This window comes from Amycolatopsis sp. NBC_00348 (assembly GCF_036114655.1).
In the GTDB taxonomy this organism is placed as follows: domain Bacteria; phylum Actinomycetota; class Actinomycetes; order Mycobacteriales; family Pseudonocardiaceae; genus Amycolatopsis.
Window position 1 is genome coordinate 7,600,516 of record NZ_CP107994.1, and the last position, 15,738, is coordinate 7,616,253.

General features: G+C 71.2%; 13 protein-coding genes. 1 reads left to right on the forward strand and 12 read right to left on the reverse strand.

The window, feature by feature from the left end; all coding sequences use genetic code 11:
• Nucleotides 1-18: 18 nt before the first annotated feature.
• Nucleotides 19-1,062 carry an aminotransferase class I/II-fold pyridoxal phosphate-dependent enzyme gene (locus OHS58_RS33385; RefSeq protein WP_326944867.1) on the forward strand — a complete coding sequence of 348 codons (1,044 nt, stop codon included), beginning with the start codon at nucleotides 19-21 and terminating at the stop codon, nucleotides 1,060-1,062.
• 94 nt (nucleotides 1,063-1,156) lie between these two features.
• On the opposite strand, the gene OHS58_RS33390 is transcribed toward OHS58_RS33385, so the two are convergent.
• The 12 genes from OHS58_RS33390 to OHS58_RS33445 form a co-directional block, all read right to left on the reverse strand.
• The gene (locus tag OHS58_RS33390) at nucleotides 1,157-1,849 is read right to left on the reverse strand and encodes a FadR/GntR family transcriptional regulator (protein ID WP_328645133.1); all 693 of its coding nucleotides are present in this window, start codon (nucleotides 1,847-1,849) and stop codon (nucleotides 1,157-1,159) included.
• Nucleotides 1,846-2,040, reverse strand: coding sequence for a hypothetical protein (locus OHS58_RS33395; protein ID WP_328645134.1), 195 nt, complete (start codon nucleotides 2,038-2,040; stop codon nucleotides 1,846-1,848). Before OHS58_RS33395 ends, OHS58_RS33390 begins: the two co-directional genes overlap by 4 nt.
• On the reverse strand, nucleotides 2,037-2,792 hold the full coding sequence (locus OHS58_RS33400) for a PEP/pyruvate-binding domain-containing protein (RefSeq protein WP_328645135.1): 756 nt from the start codon (nucleotides 2,790-2,792) through the stop codon (nucleotides 2,037-2,039). The genes OHS58_RS33395 and OHS58_RS33400 overlap by 4 nt, the downstream gene beginning before the upstream one ends.
• Nucleotides 2,793-2,955: 163 nt before the next feature.
• Nucleotides 2,956-4,599: an FAD-dependent oxidoreductase gene (locus OHS58_RS33405; protein WP_328645136.1), complete on the reverse strand. Its 1,644-nt coding sequence runs from the start codon at nucleotides 4,597-4,599 to the stop codon at nucleotides 2,956-2,958.
• On the reverse strand, nucleotides 4,596-6,074 hold the full coding sequence (locus OHS58_RS33410) for an MFS transporter (RefSeq protein ID WP_328645137.1): 1,479 nt from the start codon (nucleotides 6,072-6,074) through the stop codon (nucleotides 4,596-4,598). The genes OHS58_RS33405 and OHS58_RS33410 overlap by 4 nt, the downstream gene beginning before the upstream one ends.
• Nucleotides 6,075-6,398: 324 nt before the next feature.
• Nucleotides 6,399-7,610 (reverse strand): cytochrome P450, encoded by a 1,212-nt coding sequence (locus OHS58_RS33415; protein ID WP_328645138.1) that lies wholly within the window; start codon nucleotides 7,608-7,610, stop codon nucleotides 6,399-6,401.
• Nucleotides 7,611-7,651: 41 nt separating this feature from the next.
• A complete protein-coding gene (asnB, locus tag OHS58_RS33420; protein WP_328645139.1) occupies nucleotides 7,652-9,520 on the reverse strand; it encodes an asparagine synthase (glutamine-hydrolyzing) in 1,869 nt (622 codons plus the stop codon).
• A 97-nt stretch (nucleotides 9,521-9,617) separates the two neighbouring features.
• Nucleotides 9,618-11,456: an AfsR/SARP family transcriptional regulator gene (locus OHS58_RS33425; RefSeq protein WP_328645140.1), complete on the reverse strand. Its 1,839-nt coding sequence runs from the start codon at nucleotides 11,454-11,456 to the stop codon at nucleotides 9,618-9,620.
• A gap of 589 nt (nucleotides 11,457-12,045) precedes the next feature.
• Nucleotides 12,046-12,909: an alpha/beta fold hydrolase gene (locus OHS58_RS33430; RefSeq protein ID WP_328645141.1), complete on the reverse strand. Its 864-nt coding sequence runs from the start codon at nucleotides 12,907-12,909 to the stop codon at nucleotides 12,046-12,048.
• A gap of 155 nt (nucleotides 12,910-13,064) precedes the next feature.
• Nucleotides 13,065-13,676 (reverse strand): protein DA1, encoded by a 612-nt coding sequence (locus tag OHS58_RS33435; RefSeq protein WP_328645142.1) that lies wholly within the window; start codon nucleotides 13,674-13,676, stop codon nucleotides 13,065-13,067.
• A gap of 109 nt (nucleotides 13,677-13,785) precedes the next feature.
• Nucleotides 13,786-14,763, reverse strand: coding sequence for a hypothetical protein (locus tag OHS58_RS33440; protein ID WP_328645143.1), 978 nt, complete (start codon nucleotides 14,761-14,763; stop codon nucleotides 13,786-13,788).
• Complete coding sequence (locus OHS58_RS33445; protein ID WP_328645144.1) at nucleotides 14,760-15,656, reverse strand: protein phosphatase 2C domain-containing protein; 897 nt, start codon at nucleotides 15,654-15,656, stop codon at nucleotides 14,760-14,762. Before OHS58_RS33445 ends, OHS58_RS33440 begins: the two co-directional genes overlap by 4 nt.
• Nucleotides 15,657-15,738 lie beyond the last annotated feature (82 nt).

Below are 15,738 nucleotides of genomic sequence, written 5' to 3' on the forward strand. Positions count from 1 at the left end.
ACCAGAAGGCAGGAAGTGATGAAGAGTCTTTCCGACGACGCCATCCACAGGCAGGGCGGAGATCTCCGGGGCCTCGCCGGCGACACCTACCTGGACCTGGGCACCTGCGTGAACCGGTACGGGCCGCCGTCCGCGGTCCGCGTCGCGCTGCGGGAGCTGGACGTCCAGCGGCTGCGCGCCCACCCCTACGAAGCCGACTCGCTGTTCCGGGCCACCTACGCGAACTACCTCACGGTGGACCCCGAGCTGCTGGTCTCGGGGCGCGGGATCACCGAGTTCATCCGGGTGCTGGCGCGGCTGCTGCCGGCGGACCGGATCGCCGTGGTGACGCCGGACTACACCGACAGCATCCGCTGGTTCACCAACCACCTGCCGCCCGCGACCGGCGAGATCGACACCGTCGCGACGCGGCTCGCGCGGGTCGCCGAGGGCATGGCCCGCTACGGCTACGTCGTGCTGTCGAACCCGAACAACCCGCTGGGCCTGCACATCCCGCCCGGCGACCTGGCCGAGGTGTGCCGCGAGAACCCGGCGTCGACGCTGATCGTCGACGAGGCCTACGTCGACTTCCTCGGCGGCGGCACCCGGCGCTCGATGGCGTGGTCCGGTCTGTCCAATGTGGTCGTGTTGTCGTCGCCGAACAAGCTGTTCGGCATCGCCGGCGCCCGCACGGGTGCCATGTGGACGGTCAACGAGGACCTGCGGACGGCCGTCGCCGCCCAGCGCCTCAACTGGCCACTGTCCTATGTGGACTCCGTGGTGGCGATCGCGGCCCTGCGGGAGACGGCCTGGGCCGAACGCACCCGCGAGCGGCTGCTCGTCAACGCGGCGGCGATGGAGGCCCTGCTGGTCCGCCGGTACCCGGGCGTCGTCAAGGGCGCGCCGGTGCACTACCGGTTCGTCGCTTCCGACGACCCGCAGCGCGACTACGACGAGCTGGTCCGGGCGGGCGTGGTGGTCCGCGTCTTCGGCGACGACCAGGCGGGCCGCGTCCCGGGCCTGCGCATCACGGCCCCGACGGACGACGAGTTCCCGCTGCTGGCCGCGGCGCTCGCCGGTTAGGACCCCGGGTGCCGGGGCGTGTCCACCACCGCCCCGGCACCCGTCTCACCCACCCGTCGTGAGTGTTTAGGGCGGTTAGAACCGCCCTAACCACTCACGACCGAGACGCGCGCAGCCGGGCCGCCGTCGCTTCGACGTGGGCCGCCATCGCCGCGCGGGCCGCGGGTGGGTCGCCCGCCAGGATCGCGTCGAGGATCGCCGCGTGCTGGGCCTGCGAACGCTCCGGGTCCGGCGGGATCCCGTCGAGCCACTCGGCAAGCTGCATCCGGACGTCGGCGACCACGGTCGTCAGCGAGCCGGACGCCGTCACCTCCGCGATCGCCAGGTGCAGCCGCGCGTCCCGGCGCCGGTGATCGGCCGGGCTCGCCGCAGCCGCCTCGGCGCAGGTCGTGACCAGGTGCCGCCGGTCCGCCGAGCTCAGCCGCCGTCCGGCCGCCAGCTCCGCCGCGCCCGTCTCCACGACGTGCCGCAGGCGCAGGACGTCGTCCAGCCCGGCCGCGTCGAGCCGCCCGGTCCGGGCCGGCGCGGGCAGCCGCTCGACGACGAACGTGCCGCCGTAGCGGCCCCGCCGGGACTCGACGTACCCCTCGGAAGCGAGCGCCCGCAACGCTTCCCGCAGCGTCACGCGGCTGACGGCGAGCCGTTCGGCCAGCTCCCGTTCGGCAGGCAGCCGCGAGCCCGTGGCGACGACGCCGAGCCGCACCAGCTGCCGCAGCCGCTCGATCGTCTCCTCGACCGCCCGGCCCGCCCGCACCGGCCGGAACACGGCGTCGAGCTCCCCGGTCACGGCGGCACCGGGCGGCACCGCAGCAGCGCCACCTCACCGTCGGTGACGGCGAACTCCGCGGCCACCGGGACGGCCAGCCGCCGGGCGGCCGCGACCGAACCCCGACGCCGCAACACCTTCACCGGACACAGCAGCCATTCACGCACCTCTGACCGGCCCACCCGCAACACCGCACCCAGCTCCCCGGTCACGACGGCACCGGGCGGCACCGCAGCAACGCCACCTCACCGTCGGTGACGGCGAACTCCGCGGCCACCGGGACGGCCAGCCGGCGCGCGGCCGCGACAGCGAGCGAACCGAGGTGCTGCACCGTCTTCACGCGCAGCGCCGGCGCGCGCCGGCGCAGCTCGGCGACCGTCGACGTCCGGCTGCCACCGGCCGCGGCGACCGTCGCCGTCGGCTTGTCGGCCACCCGGTACTCGCGGACGGCGAGCTCCGGGCCCGCCAGCACGATCAGGTCCGGGTGCAGCGGCTCGGACAGCTGCTCGGCGAGCCCCAGGAACGCCTGCACCCGGATGCGCTCGCCGTCGGGCGCCGCGTGGACGTGCGCGCTCGCCTCCGCCGCGGTGAACCGCTGCAGCGCGAACGCCAGCCGCGGGAACTCGCGGGCGCCGTCTTCGGCGAGCGCCAGCAGCTCCAGCATCGCCTCGGCCACCGTGCCGGGGCCGAGGTTGTTGAACACCGGCCCGATCGGCAGGTCCGAGCGCCGCGGCCGGATCTGCCACGCCCGCACCGAAACCGGCTCTTCGACCAGCCCCGCGTACTCCGCGAACGGGTCGGCGGGCCGCTGCCGCACCCGGTCCCGCCAGTGCCGGACGGGCGCGGTCAGCACGATCGTCTCCGGCACCGGGACCAGGTCACCGACCCGGTGCAGGGCCCCGATCGCGGGGCCCGCGAACCCGTCGTCGCCGCAGCGCTCGTCCGTGACCGGCAGCCACCGCACCTCGTCCCGGCCGGGCGGATTCGACGGCCGGGCGGGTCCCCCTTCGCGCGTTGCACACAACTCGTGCTCCCAAGACGTGCTTGCCGAACCGGACCTGAGCCGACGAACCGTCCGGGCCGCGGGGATGGTCCCCCACGGCCCGGACGGCGTGCCGGCGAACTGATCAGCCTGCGCAGCGGCGATCCTCCTCGCGCAAAGCGAGCACCCGGGCCAGCGCGGCCCGCAGCTCCTGCTCGGGGTGGCGGGGCAGCTCCCCGGCCCGCCAGGCGACGAACCCGTCCGGCCGCACGAGGACCGCGCCGCCGGCGGTGACGCCGTAGGCCGCGGCCCACCGGTCGTCCGGGTCGTCGAACTCGAAACCCACGCGGTGGACGTCCACCGCGAGCCCGAGCGCCGCCGCGGCCGCCTTCGCCGCCGCGACCCAGCCGACCCCGGCCGGCCCGGCCAGCACCGTGAACGACCCGGTGAACAGGTCCAGTGTGGACAGTCCGGCGCCGCCCTGCTCCAGCCGCACGTGCGGCGCCCGCAGCCCGGGTTCGCCGCTGGGCGTGCGCGGGTCCTCGACGGGCCGGCCCGCGCCGGCCGTCCCGGCGAGGACCGCCGACGAGCGGTACCGGTACCCGAAGATCATGGCCAGGTCATCGGTCTTCGTCTTGTCGCCCGCGCCTTCGTGGCGGTCGTGGAGCAGCTGCATCGCGCTTTCGAGCGTCAGCCGGGCGACCGGCCGCCGTTCGTCCTCGTAGGTGTCGAGCAGCTCGTCACCGGCGCCGTCTTCGAGCACGGCGGCGAGCTTCCACGCCAGGTTGTGCGCGTCGGCGATGCCGGTGTTCGCGCCGTAGGAGCCCGACGGCGGCACGACGTGCGCCGCGTCGCCGGCGAAGAACACCCGCCCGGTCCGGTAGCGTCGCGCGACCCAGCCGCCGATGGTGGTGGTCGTGACGATCCGGTCCGACCCCGGCATCGACGGCACCAGCCGGATGTCGACGTCCGGCAGGCCGATCGCCTGCCGCGCCAGCTCCACGCAGTGCTCCCGCGTGAAGTCGGCGACGCTCTCGCCCAGCTCGGGCCGGTAGGGCACGGCGAGCGCCCACCGCCCGAACTCCCGCAGCGGGATCAGGGTCGAGCCCTTCGTCGGCCGGTCCAGGTAGGCGAGCAGGAACCGGCGGCCCTGCAGCGCGGCCCCGAGGTCGGCGTCGAACACGAAGTTCGCCACCTCCAGGAGCACGCCCGGCCCGTCGGCGCCGACGCCGAGCCGCTCGCGCAGCCCCGCGCGGTGCCCGTCGGCGGCGACGACGTAGTCGGCGTGAAGCCGTTGGTGGACGCCGGTTTCCAGGTCGCGCACGACCGCCGTGACGCCGTCGCCGGCGTCGGTCAGCGCGACCAGTTCGGTGCCGAACCGCACGTCCGCGCCGCTGCTTTCGGCGCGGACGCGCACGATCCGTTCCAGTTCGTCCTGGTCGATCATCTCCCAGTCCGCCGGGCTGAGGGACGCCGGCGGCCGGGCCTGGGCGAGCACGTCGAACCGGAAGTGCTCCCGCCCGGCCAGGGTGTCCGCGCCGATCATGTCGGGCATGTCGGTGAGGATCGACGTCCGGTCCCGGATGGCCTCCGCGAGCCCCAGGGCGCGGTAGATCTCCATGGAGCGCGGGTTGAACGCGCGCGCCTGGGGCAGCAGGGCCGTGGACGGGTGCCGTTCGACCAGGATCGGGCGAACCCCGAGCCTTGCGAGGAAGAGCGCCGTGGACAGGCCGGTGATGCCCCCGCCCACGATGAGCACCGCTGTCTCGTGGTTGCCCGGCTCGGTCATCGCGCCGAGGCCCCGGCCTTGTGCTCGTCGGCGGCCGCGGCCGACCGGCCCGCGGCCTTCTTGCCCGGCAGGGCGGTCGTGAACAGCAACGCCAGCACCAGCACGCCGACGCTGACCGCGATCGCGCTGACCGTGGCGGACTCGAACCCGCTGCCCAGCCGCGAGAAGAACACCGTGCCGAACAACGCGATCCCGGTCGCGGTGCCGAGCTGGACGGTCGTGTTCACCAGCCCGGACGCGGCGCCCGCCTGCTGCATCTGGATCTCCGACATCGAGACGCCGAAGAGCGAGTTCAGCACCGCGCCCATGCCGAGCCCGAAGCCGATGACCGGGGCCAGCAGCGCCCACACGTTCAGGTCGTGACCCATTTGCTGCACCAGTACCGCGATCGCGACCAGGCTGGCCAGCAGCACCACGATCGCCCCGGCGGTGAACGCCCGCCCGAGCTTCGGGGCCAGCTGCATGCCCAGGACGTTGCCCACGACGATGCCGATCGTCGACGGCGCGAACGTCAGCGCGGCCTGCAGCGGCGAGAACCCGAGCCCGAGCTGCAGGTGCAGCGTCAGGATGAAGAAGACGCCGACCGCGGTGTTGATGCAGAGCATGACGGCCTGGCCGCCCGAGAGGCTGCGGTACTTCAGCAGCGCCGGCGGGACCAGCGGTTCGCCGCCGCGCTTAGCCTTGATCCGCTGGTGCAGCGCGAAGATCGCGAGCAGCGGGATCGCGGCCAGCATCAGGTAGATCGACCACTTCGGCCAGCCCAGCTCACGGCCCTGCACCAGCGGGTAGAAGATCGCGAAGAGCCCCGCGGTCAGCAGCAGCAGGCCGCTGAAGTCCATGCGGTGCCGGAAGAAGCCGGGCCGGCTCGGCATCGTGATCAGCGCACCGATCAGCGCGAGCACGCCGATGGGCAGGTTGATCAGGAAGATCGCGCGCCAGCCGATGCCGAACAGGTCGGCCTGCGTCAGCACGCCGCCCAGCAGCGGCCCGGCGAGCCCGCCGATCGGGAACGCGCCGGCGTAGTACGTCATCGCCTTGGGGCGTTCCTTCTCGTCGAACTCCGCGTGGATGAACGACAGGACCTGCGGCACCATCAGCCCGGACCCGACACCCTGGATCACCCGCGCGGCGATCAGCACCTCGACGTGCCCGGCCAGCCCGGCGGCCAGCGACGCGGCCGTGAACACGACCATGCCGGCGAGGAACAGCTTCTTGGTGCCGTACCGGTCACCCAGGCGGCCACCGGTGATCAGGGTGAGCGCGAACCCCAGCGCGTACCCGGCCGAAATCCACTGCAGCGCGGAATCCCCCGTGCCCAGCTCCCGCTGGATGGTGGGCAGCGCCACCGCCACGATCTGGTTGTCGATCATGTCCACCAGGACGGCCAGAACCGCGACCGCCAGTGCCCACCACCTGAGCGGGTGCTTCTCCACGACGTACTCCTTTTCCCACAGTGAACTCTCGTCTGCACTCATAATCAACGAGGCGACTCACACTGTCAACTACTTGTTTGATTAAGTCGATCAAGAGGTTGTCCGACTCATCCGAAACTACAATCAGTGACGTCGGCGCGGCAGAGCGCGACGGGCGCGAGTCCAGGGTCTGCCGCGGCTGTCGTGAGTGTTTAGGGCGGTTAGAACCGCCCTAAACACTCACGAGCCGGCGCCGGGACCAAGCCGCACGAATCCCCGCCCGGACGCAAAAAAGCCGCTCGCACCGGCCGGCGGCCGGTGCGAGCGACAAGGGCCGGAGGCGACTGCTTCGTCGCGGGAACTGCCAGCGGGACCTACCGGACGGGCCTACCAGACGACGGGGACCTCGTGCGCGCCGTAGATCTGCATGTCGGTGCGCATCGGGATCTCCTCCAGCGGCACGGCCAGCCGCAGCCCCGGCAGCCGCTGCGCCAGCTTGGCGAACGCGATCCGCATCTCCATCCGGGCCAGCTCCTGCCCGAGGCACTGGTGCGCGCCGAAGGCGAACCCGACGTGCCGCTTGGGCTTGCGGGTGACGTCGAACGCCTCGGGGTGCTCGAACTGCGCCGGGTCCCAGTTCGCCGACTCGGTCGAGAGCAGGATCGGGTCGCCGGCGCGGATGTGCTTGCCGCCGAGCTCGAGGTCCGTCTTCGCCGTGCGCGGCAGGCAGAACGGCCCGACCGTGAGGTACCGCAGGATCTCCTCGACCGCGCGCTCGGCCAGTTCCGGTTGCCGGCACAGGGTTTCCCACTGCTCGCGGTAGTGCAGCAGGGTCAGCGCGCCGAGCCCGATCATGTTCGCGGTGGTCTCGTAGCCCGCGATCATCATCAGGTTCCCGATGGCGACCAGCTCGTCGTCGGTGAGCGGGACGCCGTCGTCCGGCACGGCTTCGATGAGGTTGCTCATCAGCCGGCCGTCCGGGTGCGCGCGCTTCTCGTGGACCAGCGCGCGCATGTCGTCGGACATCCCGGTCATGGCGTCGAGCAGGCCTTCCTTGGTCCGCTCGAGGCTCATGATGACGTGCGTGCGTTCCTGGAACAGCTTGCTGTCGTCGTACGGCATCCCGAGCAGCTCGCAGATGACCAGCGACGGCACCGGCGTCGCGAAGTCCGTGATCAGGTCGGCGGGCGAGCCGCCGGCGACCAGGACGTCCAGCTGGTCGTCGACGATCTTCTCGATCCGCGGCACCAGCGACTTCAGCCGCTTCACGGTGAACATCCCGGTCATCAGCTTGCGGTAGTGCGTGTGGTCCGGCGGGTCCATCCCGATGAACGACACGCCGAACCCGGACGCCAGGTACTCCTCGGGGCTGAGGGTGACCGACGTGACCGAGGTCTGGAACTTCCGCTGGGCGCTCACGTCGGGGTGCACCAGCACGGTCGTGACGTCTTCGAAGCGGGTGACCAGCCAGCCGGTGTTCCCGTCCGGCAGGGCCACCTCGCTGACCGGGGTCTCCTCGCGCAGCTGCGCGTACTCGTCGGGCGGGGCCAGCGGGCACCGCCGGTTCATCGGCACGGGCTTGGGCCGGGTCTGGGTCATCGGCTTGCTCCTTCCGCGGATCGCGGGTCGGACGGCGTGGTTCAGATGTCGAGGGTGATGCCGTAGTGCGTGAGCCAGGTGTTGAACTGCAGCGCCATCTCGACGTTCATCCGGCTCGGCCAGTCCTGCGAAACGCCCTTGGGGTGCCGGAAGACCTCGTCGACGGACGCCTGGTCCAGCAGCGGCCGGATCGGCGCGTTCGGGTCGGCGAGCGTCTCGGCGAGCAGCCCGTGCAGCGCTTCGGTGTAGGCCGGGTCCTGCGTGACGGGGTAGGGCGCCTTGCGCCGCTCGAACACCGACTCCGGCAGCAGGTCCTTCACGGCGGCGCGCAGGATGCTCTTCTCGCGGCCGTCGAACGACTGGAACGCCCACGGCGCGTTGTACATGTACTCGACGAGCCGGTGGTCGAGGAACGGCAGCCGCGCCTCGAGCCCGCACGCCGCGGCCAGCCGGTCACCGCGTTCCAGCAGCATCGGCAGCCAGCGCATCAGCTTGACGTAGCGGACGTTCCGCATGATGCCCTCGAACTCGCTTTCGCCCTCCTGGTGCGGGGTTTCGCGCAGCGCTTGGGCGTAGTTGTCGCGGTAATAACCGTCCATGTCGAGCTTCTTGAGGAAGCCGTCGTTGAACAAGCCACGGCCCTGGCCCTTGACGCAGCCCGGCACCCGCTTCTCGTTGGCGATCCAGGGGAACGTGCCCGAGCGCACGAGCTCGTCGTCGTGCATCCAGCGGAAGCCGCCGAACACCTCGTCGCCGACCTCGCCGGTCAGCGCGACGACCGAGTGCTCCCGGGTCGCGCGCATCATCAGCAGGTGCGACGCGTCCATGTCGCCGGCCGTGGTCGGCATGTCCTGCGCGACGAGCGCGGCCAGCCGGACCTCGGGGTCCATCAGGTCGCGGGTGTCGAGCACGAGGTGGATGTGCTCGGCCCCGTGGTGCTGGGCGACCTCGTCGGCGAACGGGCCGTCCGCGGTGTCGCGGGTGTCGTCCGGCCGGAAGTTCTCGCTGTAGCCGACGTAGGTGGTCGTGACGCTGCGGACGCGTTCGCCGTTCTTCTTCAGCCAGCCGGCCGCGATCCCGGTGACGGCGCTGGAGTCGAGGCCGCCGGAGAGCAGCGTGCACAGCGGGACGTCGGCGGTCAGCTGGCCGAGGACGATGTCCTCCAGCAGCTGCCGGGTGTGCGAGACGGTGTTGTCCAGGTCGTCGGTGTGCGGCTTGGCTTCGAGCTCCCAGTACGTCCGGTCGACGACGCCGTTGCGGCCGATCGCGAGCGTGTGCCCGGGCCGCAGCTGGTCCTGGTCGCGGAACACGGCCTCGCCCGGCAGCTTCGCCGTCGAGAAGACCTCGCGCAGGCCCTCGATGCCGACGACCGCCTTGGTCAGCGGGTGCGTCAGCAGCGCCTTCGGCTCGGACGAGAAGATGACGCCTTCGGGCTGCAGGCTGTAGAACAGCGGCTTGATGCCGAACCGGTCCCGCACGAGCAGCATCGTCTCGGTGCGCAGGTCCCAGACCCCGAAGGCGTACATGCCTTCGAGGTGCTTGCCGCAGTCGGCGCCCCACTCGAGGTAGGACCGCAGCACGACCTCGGTGTCGCTGCGGGTGCGGAAGTGGTGCCCCCGCCGTTCGAGCTCGCTGCGCAGCTCCTTGAAGTTGAAGACCTCCCCGGAGTACGTCAGCACGGCGATCGTGCGCCCGTCCTCCTCCGCGAACATCGGCTGAACGCCGCCGGCCAGGTCGATCACCGACGTCCTGGTGTGCCCGATCGCGACGTTCCGGGAGCACCAGACCCCGCGGGCGTTGGTCCCGCGGTGCTTCTGGGCCTCGTTCATCGCTTCGATCGTGGCGCGTTCCCCGGACAGGTCACGCCCGAAGTCCACCCAACCGGCGATACCACACATGCTGGCCTCCATCTGGTCGTTCGGCTGCCGCCGAGCCTGTCGACCACGGCTCGAACCCGCCTCGACAGCACCTCGGACCGGCTTCCGAGGTGGACCAGATGCCCTTCGCTCAGGCGTGGTTGCGGAACCCGAGCACCGTGCGCATGTAGATCGGCCAGAGGTACGGCGTCGCGTCGGCCTCCCCGCCGAGCAGCTCCTCGGCGTAGCACCGCGCGATCGGGTGGAACTCGAACCGCACCGGGCCCTCGTCGACCACGTCCTTCTGGATCCGCAGCAGCCCGTGCCCGACGAGCCGGGCCAGCAGTGCCTCGGCCCGTTTCGGCGGGCAGTCGAGCCGCACCGCGACCTCGGCCGCGGTGAACGAGCTCGCGCCGAGCGTCGGCAGCAGCCGGAACGCCGTCTGCGCGTGCGACGGCACCGACCGGTAGCTGCCGGCCAGCCGCGCCCGGACGTCGAGCTGGTTGAACTGCAACAGGTCCAGCGGCCGGTTGCTGGTTTCCAGGTGTTGCCGCATGTTCCGCACCGGCCACCCGGGCACCGACCGCAGCCGCGCGCCGATGCACCGCACCGCCAGCGGCAGGTACCCGCACAGCGCGACCAGGCTGCGCGCCTCGTCGCGCTCGGCGGCGACCCGGTCCCGCCCGACGATCACGGCGAGCATCTCGAGGCTCTCCTCGCCGGTCAGCGGTTCGAGGTCGATGGTGTGCGTGCCGGCCAGGCCCTGCAGACCGGAACACGCGGTGGCCACGGCGGCGCACCGCGGCCCGGCGGGCAGCAACGGCTGGACGTCGGCGTCCGAGGTGACGTCGTCCAGCACGACCAGCACGTTGCGATCGACGCTCCAGGTCCGGAACATCGTCGCGCGCTCGTCGACGCTGTCGGGCAGCCGCTCGCCGGGGAACCCGATCGACCGCAGGAACTGGCCGAGCACCTCCTTCGGGCCGGCGCCGGCCGGGCCGCCGAGGTTCGCGTAGAACTGCCCGTCGCCGAACGCGGACCGCAGCCGGTGCGCGACGCGGACCGCGAACGTCGACTTGCCGACGCCGGGCATGCCCATCACCGACACGATCCGCAGCCCGTCGTCCGAGCGTTCGGCCGGCGAAAGCCACTGCACGGCCGAGCTGATCAGCTCGGCGCGTCCGGTGAAGTCGGCGATGTCGTTGGGCAGCTGCGCGGGCGCGACGAGCTGCACCCGCTCCGCCGCGACCTCGGGCGCCGGGCGGGCGTCGGCGGTCTCGGTCAGCAGCGAGCGGTGCAGCCGCTGCAGGTCGGACGACGGTTCGAGGGCGAGCTCTTCGACGAGCCGGCCGCGGAAGCGCCGGTAGACGTCGAGGGCCTCGTCACGGCGCTGGCAGCGTTGCAGGGCGAGCATCAGCTGGCTGTGGAACCCCTCGTGGAGGGGCTGGGTCATGGTCAGTTCCTTGAGCTCGCTGACCAGGCCGCGGTGCCGGCCCAGCTGCAGGTCCGCCTCGATCCGGCCCTCCAGCGCGCGCAGCCGGCTCTCCTCGAGCCGGACAGCGTACGCGCTGAGCAGCTCGCCGGTCTCGACGTCGCTCATCGCGGGGCCGCGCCACAGCCGCAGCGCGTGCCGCAGCAGTTCGGTGGCCTCCCCGGGTTCGCCGCTCTCCAGCGCCGCGCTGCCCTGGTGCGCCAGGTGCTCGAACTGGATCTTGTCGACGGCCTCGGCGGCGATCTCGAGCCGGTACCCGTGCCACCCCGTGTGCAGCCCGGCGGGTTCGTGCCCGGATTCCTTGGGGAACAACGACTTCCGCAGCCGGTGGATGTAGGTCTGCACGGTCACGTGGGCGCTGCGGGGCGGGTCGGCACCCCACACTTCGTCGACGAGATCGGTCGTCGACACGAACTGGTTGGCCCGCACGATCAGCAGCGCGAGGATTTCCCGGAGCTTGGGCGCACTCGGCGTGATGTCCCGGTCATCGGACAGCACGCACAACGGACCCAATAGTTTGAATTGCAGCAACACGCCGAACATCCCCCAGATGACGATTCCGTCAGCCCGGTTTCCCCGACGTCCGGAAATGTGTTGCGATCACCCACGAAAGCGAGTACGGAACCGGCACCTCCCCCAAGCCGCCGCACCGCACATCGTTGTTTATCGCAGGTAGTTTTTCCGCATCCGGAACAGCGTCCGGACACTCGAATTCCGCATAGATCACCACCCCAGGCGACACATTCGTAGATCGACTTGTGCCGAAAGCAGGTTACCCGCCGTCGTTGCCCGAGGTCAACCCGCGTACGCTGCGCAGCGTACGCGAACAGACACACCGTCGAAACCCTCGAACGGCCGTCTTCAAGGGCGGATTCACGCGCCGGCAATAAGCCGGATATGCCTGGTTCACCTGGCGCGAGTGCTCACATTCCGACAAGTTCGAGGCGCGGCTTTGCGCCGTTCGGAGCACTGCCGGCCGGATGATCAAGCCCGCGGCAATTCATGATCACCACGCGAGCACCCGAGCGCACCAAAAGCATCTTCCGATCAGCCGAACCGCTTTTCTCGGATTCCGCTCGGCGCCCACTCAGCCGAGAACCTCACGCAACCGCGCGGCGAAGGCCGCCGGCTGACCGGCATAGCCGAAATCGCCGGCGAGGAACCCACCGTGGTGACTCGGGAACACGGTGGCCCGCTGCCCCAGCAACTCCGCGGTCGCCACCGCCGTCCGCCCGGTGAAGACACTCAGCGATTCCTCACCGACGGCGATCACCACCCGCGTGGACGCCGCGGCGAGCGCGTCGACGTCGGGCCGGTACCCGCTGACGGCCCAGGACCGGTCGGACAACAGCGGATCGTCCCGCCGCCCATCGTCATCGGCAGGCATCCCGAACTGCGCCGGATCGGCGGCGGGCTGCGCGAAGTAGTCATCGTTGTACTCGCCGGCCCACGACGTCATCCCGATGAAGGCGGCCATCCCGGCCCCGAACCCCTTGGCGAGATAGGCATCGGTCACGGCGTTCCGAGCCCGCTCGGCAGCTGCGGCATCAGGAACAACGGAGAGCAACGGCGGCTCGTGCGCCACAAGCGTCCGCACATCACCCGGAAAGGCAGCCACGAGCGCAAGCGCGGTCACGGCGCCCCCACTGCTGCCGAAGAGATCGACAGGCCCACCCCCGACCGCCCCGATGACGGCGTGCACATCCCGAGCTTGAACCTCGGGCTCATGCTCGACCCGGCCGTCCTTCCGCACACTGCGCCCGATACCCCGAGGGTCATAGGTGACAACGGTCCGCTCGGGAAAGAAGGAAGCAAGGGTGGTGAACCCATCAGCGGCCATCGGCTGCCCAACCATGACCAACGGCGGCGCGGAACTGTCGACGGAAGCGGGCCCATGCACGTCATAGACAAGATCGGCTTCGGCCGTCTCCAGCGTGTACGTCGTAGCCACAGGGATCCTCCCGGGTCGAGAAACTGCCCGGACCCTAGCCCGGGACGGGCCGCCACGCCGGGACCCCGGCGTGTCCCGGCCACCGGCGTCCCGGGGATAGCCGCTGGTCAGACCAGTACGGCCGGTACGCTCGGTGCCCGGAACCCTGCAGTGGGTCACGGCAACGCACCGGTCCGGCACACGTGGTCCAGCACCACCCGGATCCCGTGCCGCCGCACCGCTTCCCGCGTCAACCGGTACCCGCCGCCGTACACCGGGTCGGGGTTGGTGAGCAGATTTTCGCGCAGAGAGTCCGCGAAGGGCATGCGCTGCTTCTTCAGCCAAGCTCCGGCCAGGAGCTCGCTCACCCCCTCCTCGACGATGAGGTCGCGGTGGGCACTGCTGTGCTGCGCCAGCCACGCGTGGCCGATCTCGTGGGCCACGGTCTGCCCGAAGTGGATCGCGGTCAACCCCCGCACGACCTTGATGCCGAGCACGGCGTCGTCCCGGCCGTGAGCGTGCGGTTGGTGCCAGGTGACACCGAACAGGAGGCCGTCCTGGTCGTGCCCGGTCTCCGCGGCCAGCTCGTCCGGATCGACGACCGTCACCCGGACCCTGGCCTTGAGTTCGAACCCCAGCGCGACCATCTGCGCGCGGATTCCCGGCAGCAGGCTCCGCGCGTCGAGCCGGTCGTCGATTGCGCTCCGGCTACAGGTCGGGCAGCGGACGGTGCTCGCGGTGAACGCGGCCCACCGGGCCGTCGGCGAACGGGGGAGTCCGCACAGCACGCAACGATCTGCGATCGGGTGGCTGGAACATGTCAGCTCGCCGTGCAGCGAGACGGCAATTACCCCCACCGGGAGCAGGCCGCAAATGGTGCACGGTGTCCGGCGCGGGTCACCCCGCCGGGACCCAGGATCCGGTTGTGGGGTCACGCCGCCAGCCCGTCGTGGTTGCGTTCGTCCCGCTCCGCGGTGGCGCGATCGCGGCCGCTCGCCGGGGGGTGCCATATGCCGCCTCCAGGATCCGGTCGAAGTGGCGTCCCCAATCTCGTGCGACCGGCCGCGCCCCGGGTGCGGCGCCCAACGCGGCGCGCAGCAATCGGCGGCCTTCGTCGTCGAGCAGCGAGTCGGCTCGGCGGGGGTCACGGGACACCGATGCCTGGTCGCCCGGGCTGAGGCAGCGCAGCACGAACAGGCCGAGCTTGTACAAGTCGGTCGCCTGGCTCAGCGACGAGCCTTCCGGCGGCTCCCAGTCCGGGGCGTTCAGCTGGCGCACCACCGCCACGCTGCCTTTGATCCGGATCGCGTCGCAGTCGACCAGCATGATCGCCGGTCGCGCTTCCAGCCGGAAGACTGCGTTCTTGGAATTGAGATCGCCGATGACGAGGTTGTGGCGGTGCAGCAAATGCACGGCGCTGGCGAAATCGCGGATGATCAGCATTCGTTCCGCGGTGGAAGGCGTCGGCATGCCGAGCCGAGCCGTCCGCCGCGGCTCGACGAACAAGTGCTGGATTTCGCACAACGTGCTGCTCGTTGTTCCACTGGGCAGCACCCGCTGGTGGAAGAAGCTTTCGGGGATCAATCGCATCAGCACCCCGGCGACGTTCCCGTCCTGCTCGACGACCCGCACCGGCCAGGCGGTCAGGCCGTCGAGCCGGGCGCGCGTGGCGGCGTCCAACCGCAGCCTGCGGTTGACGAGCGTGTGCAGCCCGTGCGGCGGTGCGTGCCCTTCCCGGTATTCCTTGTACACCAGCGGCCCGGGAACGTCGGCCAGCGTGAGCCCGGTCACCCGGTACACCTTCGCCTGCCCGCCCGCGCCGAGCAGATCGGCGATCGGGCCGAGCGTGCTCCGCCCGACCACCGTCTCGGTCATGACCGGCCGACCGGCCAGAGCGCGAACACCGTGCGGTCGTCGTCGAAGCTCCGGCGCGAGAAGCCGGCCTGGGCGGCGAACTCCAGATCCGCGGGCGGCTCTCGCCAGCTCTCGGCGAGGAAGTCCGCAACCGCACCGGTGCCGTCACCGAGCGGGTCGCCGACGCCATCGGTCATGAGGACCAAGGCTTCGCCGGGCGCCACCCCGGTCCGCACCGGCCGGGACGCGACGGACGGCAAGATCGGCAACGCCACCACCGCCGGGGAGTAGATCTCGTCGCCTTCGTTCTTGATCGGCTGCTGGGCGCGCCATCTCCCGTCCGTGCCCAACACCCACGCTGAGGTGTCACCCACGGTCAGCAGAGTCACGTCGTGCCGTCCGTCTGCCGGAACCAGATCGACAACGGCGTAAAGGACGGTCGTGGCCATGTGCTCGGCGATCTCCCAGCGAGCCGCCTCGGTGCCCACAGCCGCCTTGGGCGCGACGAAGGCCGCTCCCACCCCCAGAATCGCCTCCGCGGTCGCGTCCAGGAGCTCGTCCCAGCGCAGTTCGGCCGGCGCGGTGTCGGCGAGCTGCTCGCACAACAACCGGGTGCCGAAGACACCCGCCTGATCGGCAGCCAGGTGCGACAACCGGCCCGCGGAGACCCCGTCGGCGACACAGACAACGAGGTAGCGGTCGTCCGCGGTGACCCGCCAGTCGTAGGTGTCCTGCCGCACACGACCGTAACAACGGTGCGAAAGGCCGCGCAGGCTGACGGCTCGGACCCGGACCTGCTCGGTCAGCCCGGCGTCGCGAAGGCTGAACCCGTCCACGATCGTGTCCGGCACGCGGGCGAACTCCAGGTCCGGCAACGGCACGACGCGCGAGGGCGCCCGGCCCGGCGATCCCACGGAGTACGGGCTGAACCCGCCTCGCCAACCCGATCCGGTAGCCGGATCCGCGGTTCCGCCGGGGCCGGCGGTATCGATGTCC

Coding starts and splice junctions, on each gene's coding strand:
- OHS58_RS33385 (WP_326944867.1), top strand. CDS start 19: ATGAAGAGTCTTTCCGACGACGCCATCCACAGGCAGGGCGGAGATCTC.
- OHS58_RS33405 (WP_328645136.1), bottom strand. CDS start 4,599: ATGACCGAGCCGGGCAACCACGAGACAGCGGTGCTCATCGTGGGCGGG.
- OHS58_RS33410 (WP_328645137.1), bottom strand. CDS start 6,074: ATGAGTGCAGACGAGAGTTCACTGTGGGAAAAGGAGTACGTCGTGGAG.
- OHS58_RS33415 (WP_328645138.1), bottom strand. CDS start 7,610: ATGACCCAGACCCGGCCCAAGCCCGTGCCGATGAACCGGCGGTGCCCG.
- asnB (WP_328645139.1), bottom strand. CDS start 9,520: ATGGAGGCCAGCATGTGTGGTATCGCCGGTTGGGTGGACTTCGGGCGT.
- OHS58_RS33440 (WP_328645143.1), bottom strand. CDS start 14,763: ATGACCGAGACGGTGGTCGGGCGGAGCACGCTCGGCCCGATCGCCGAT.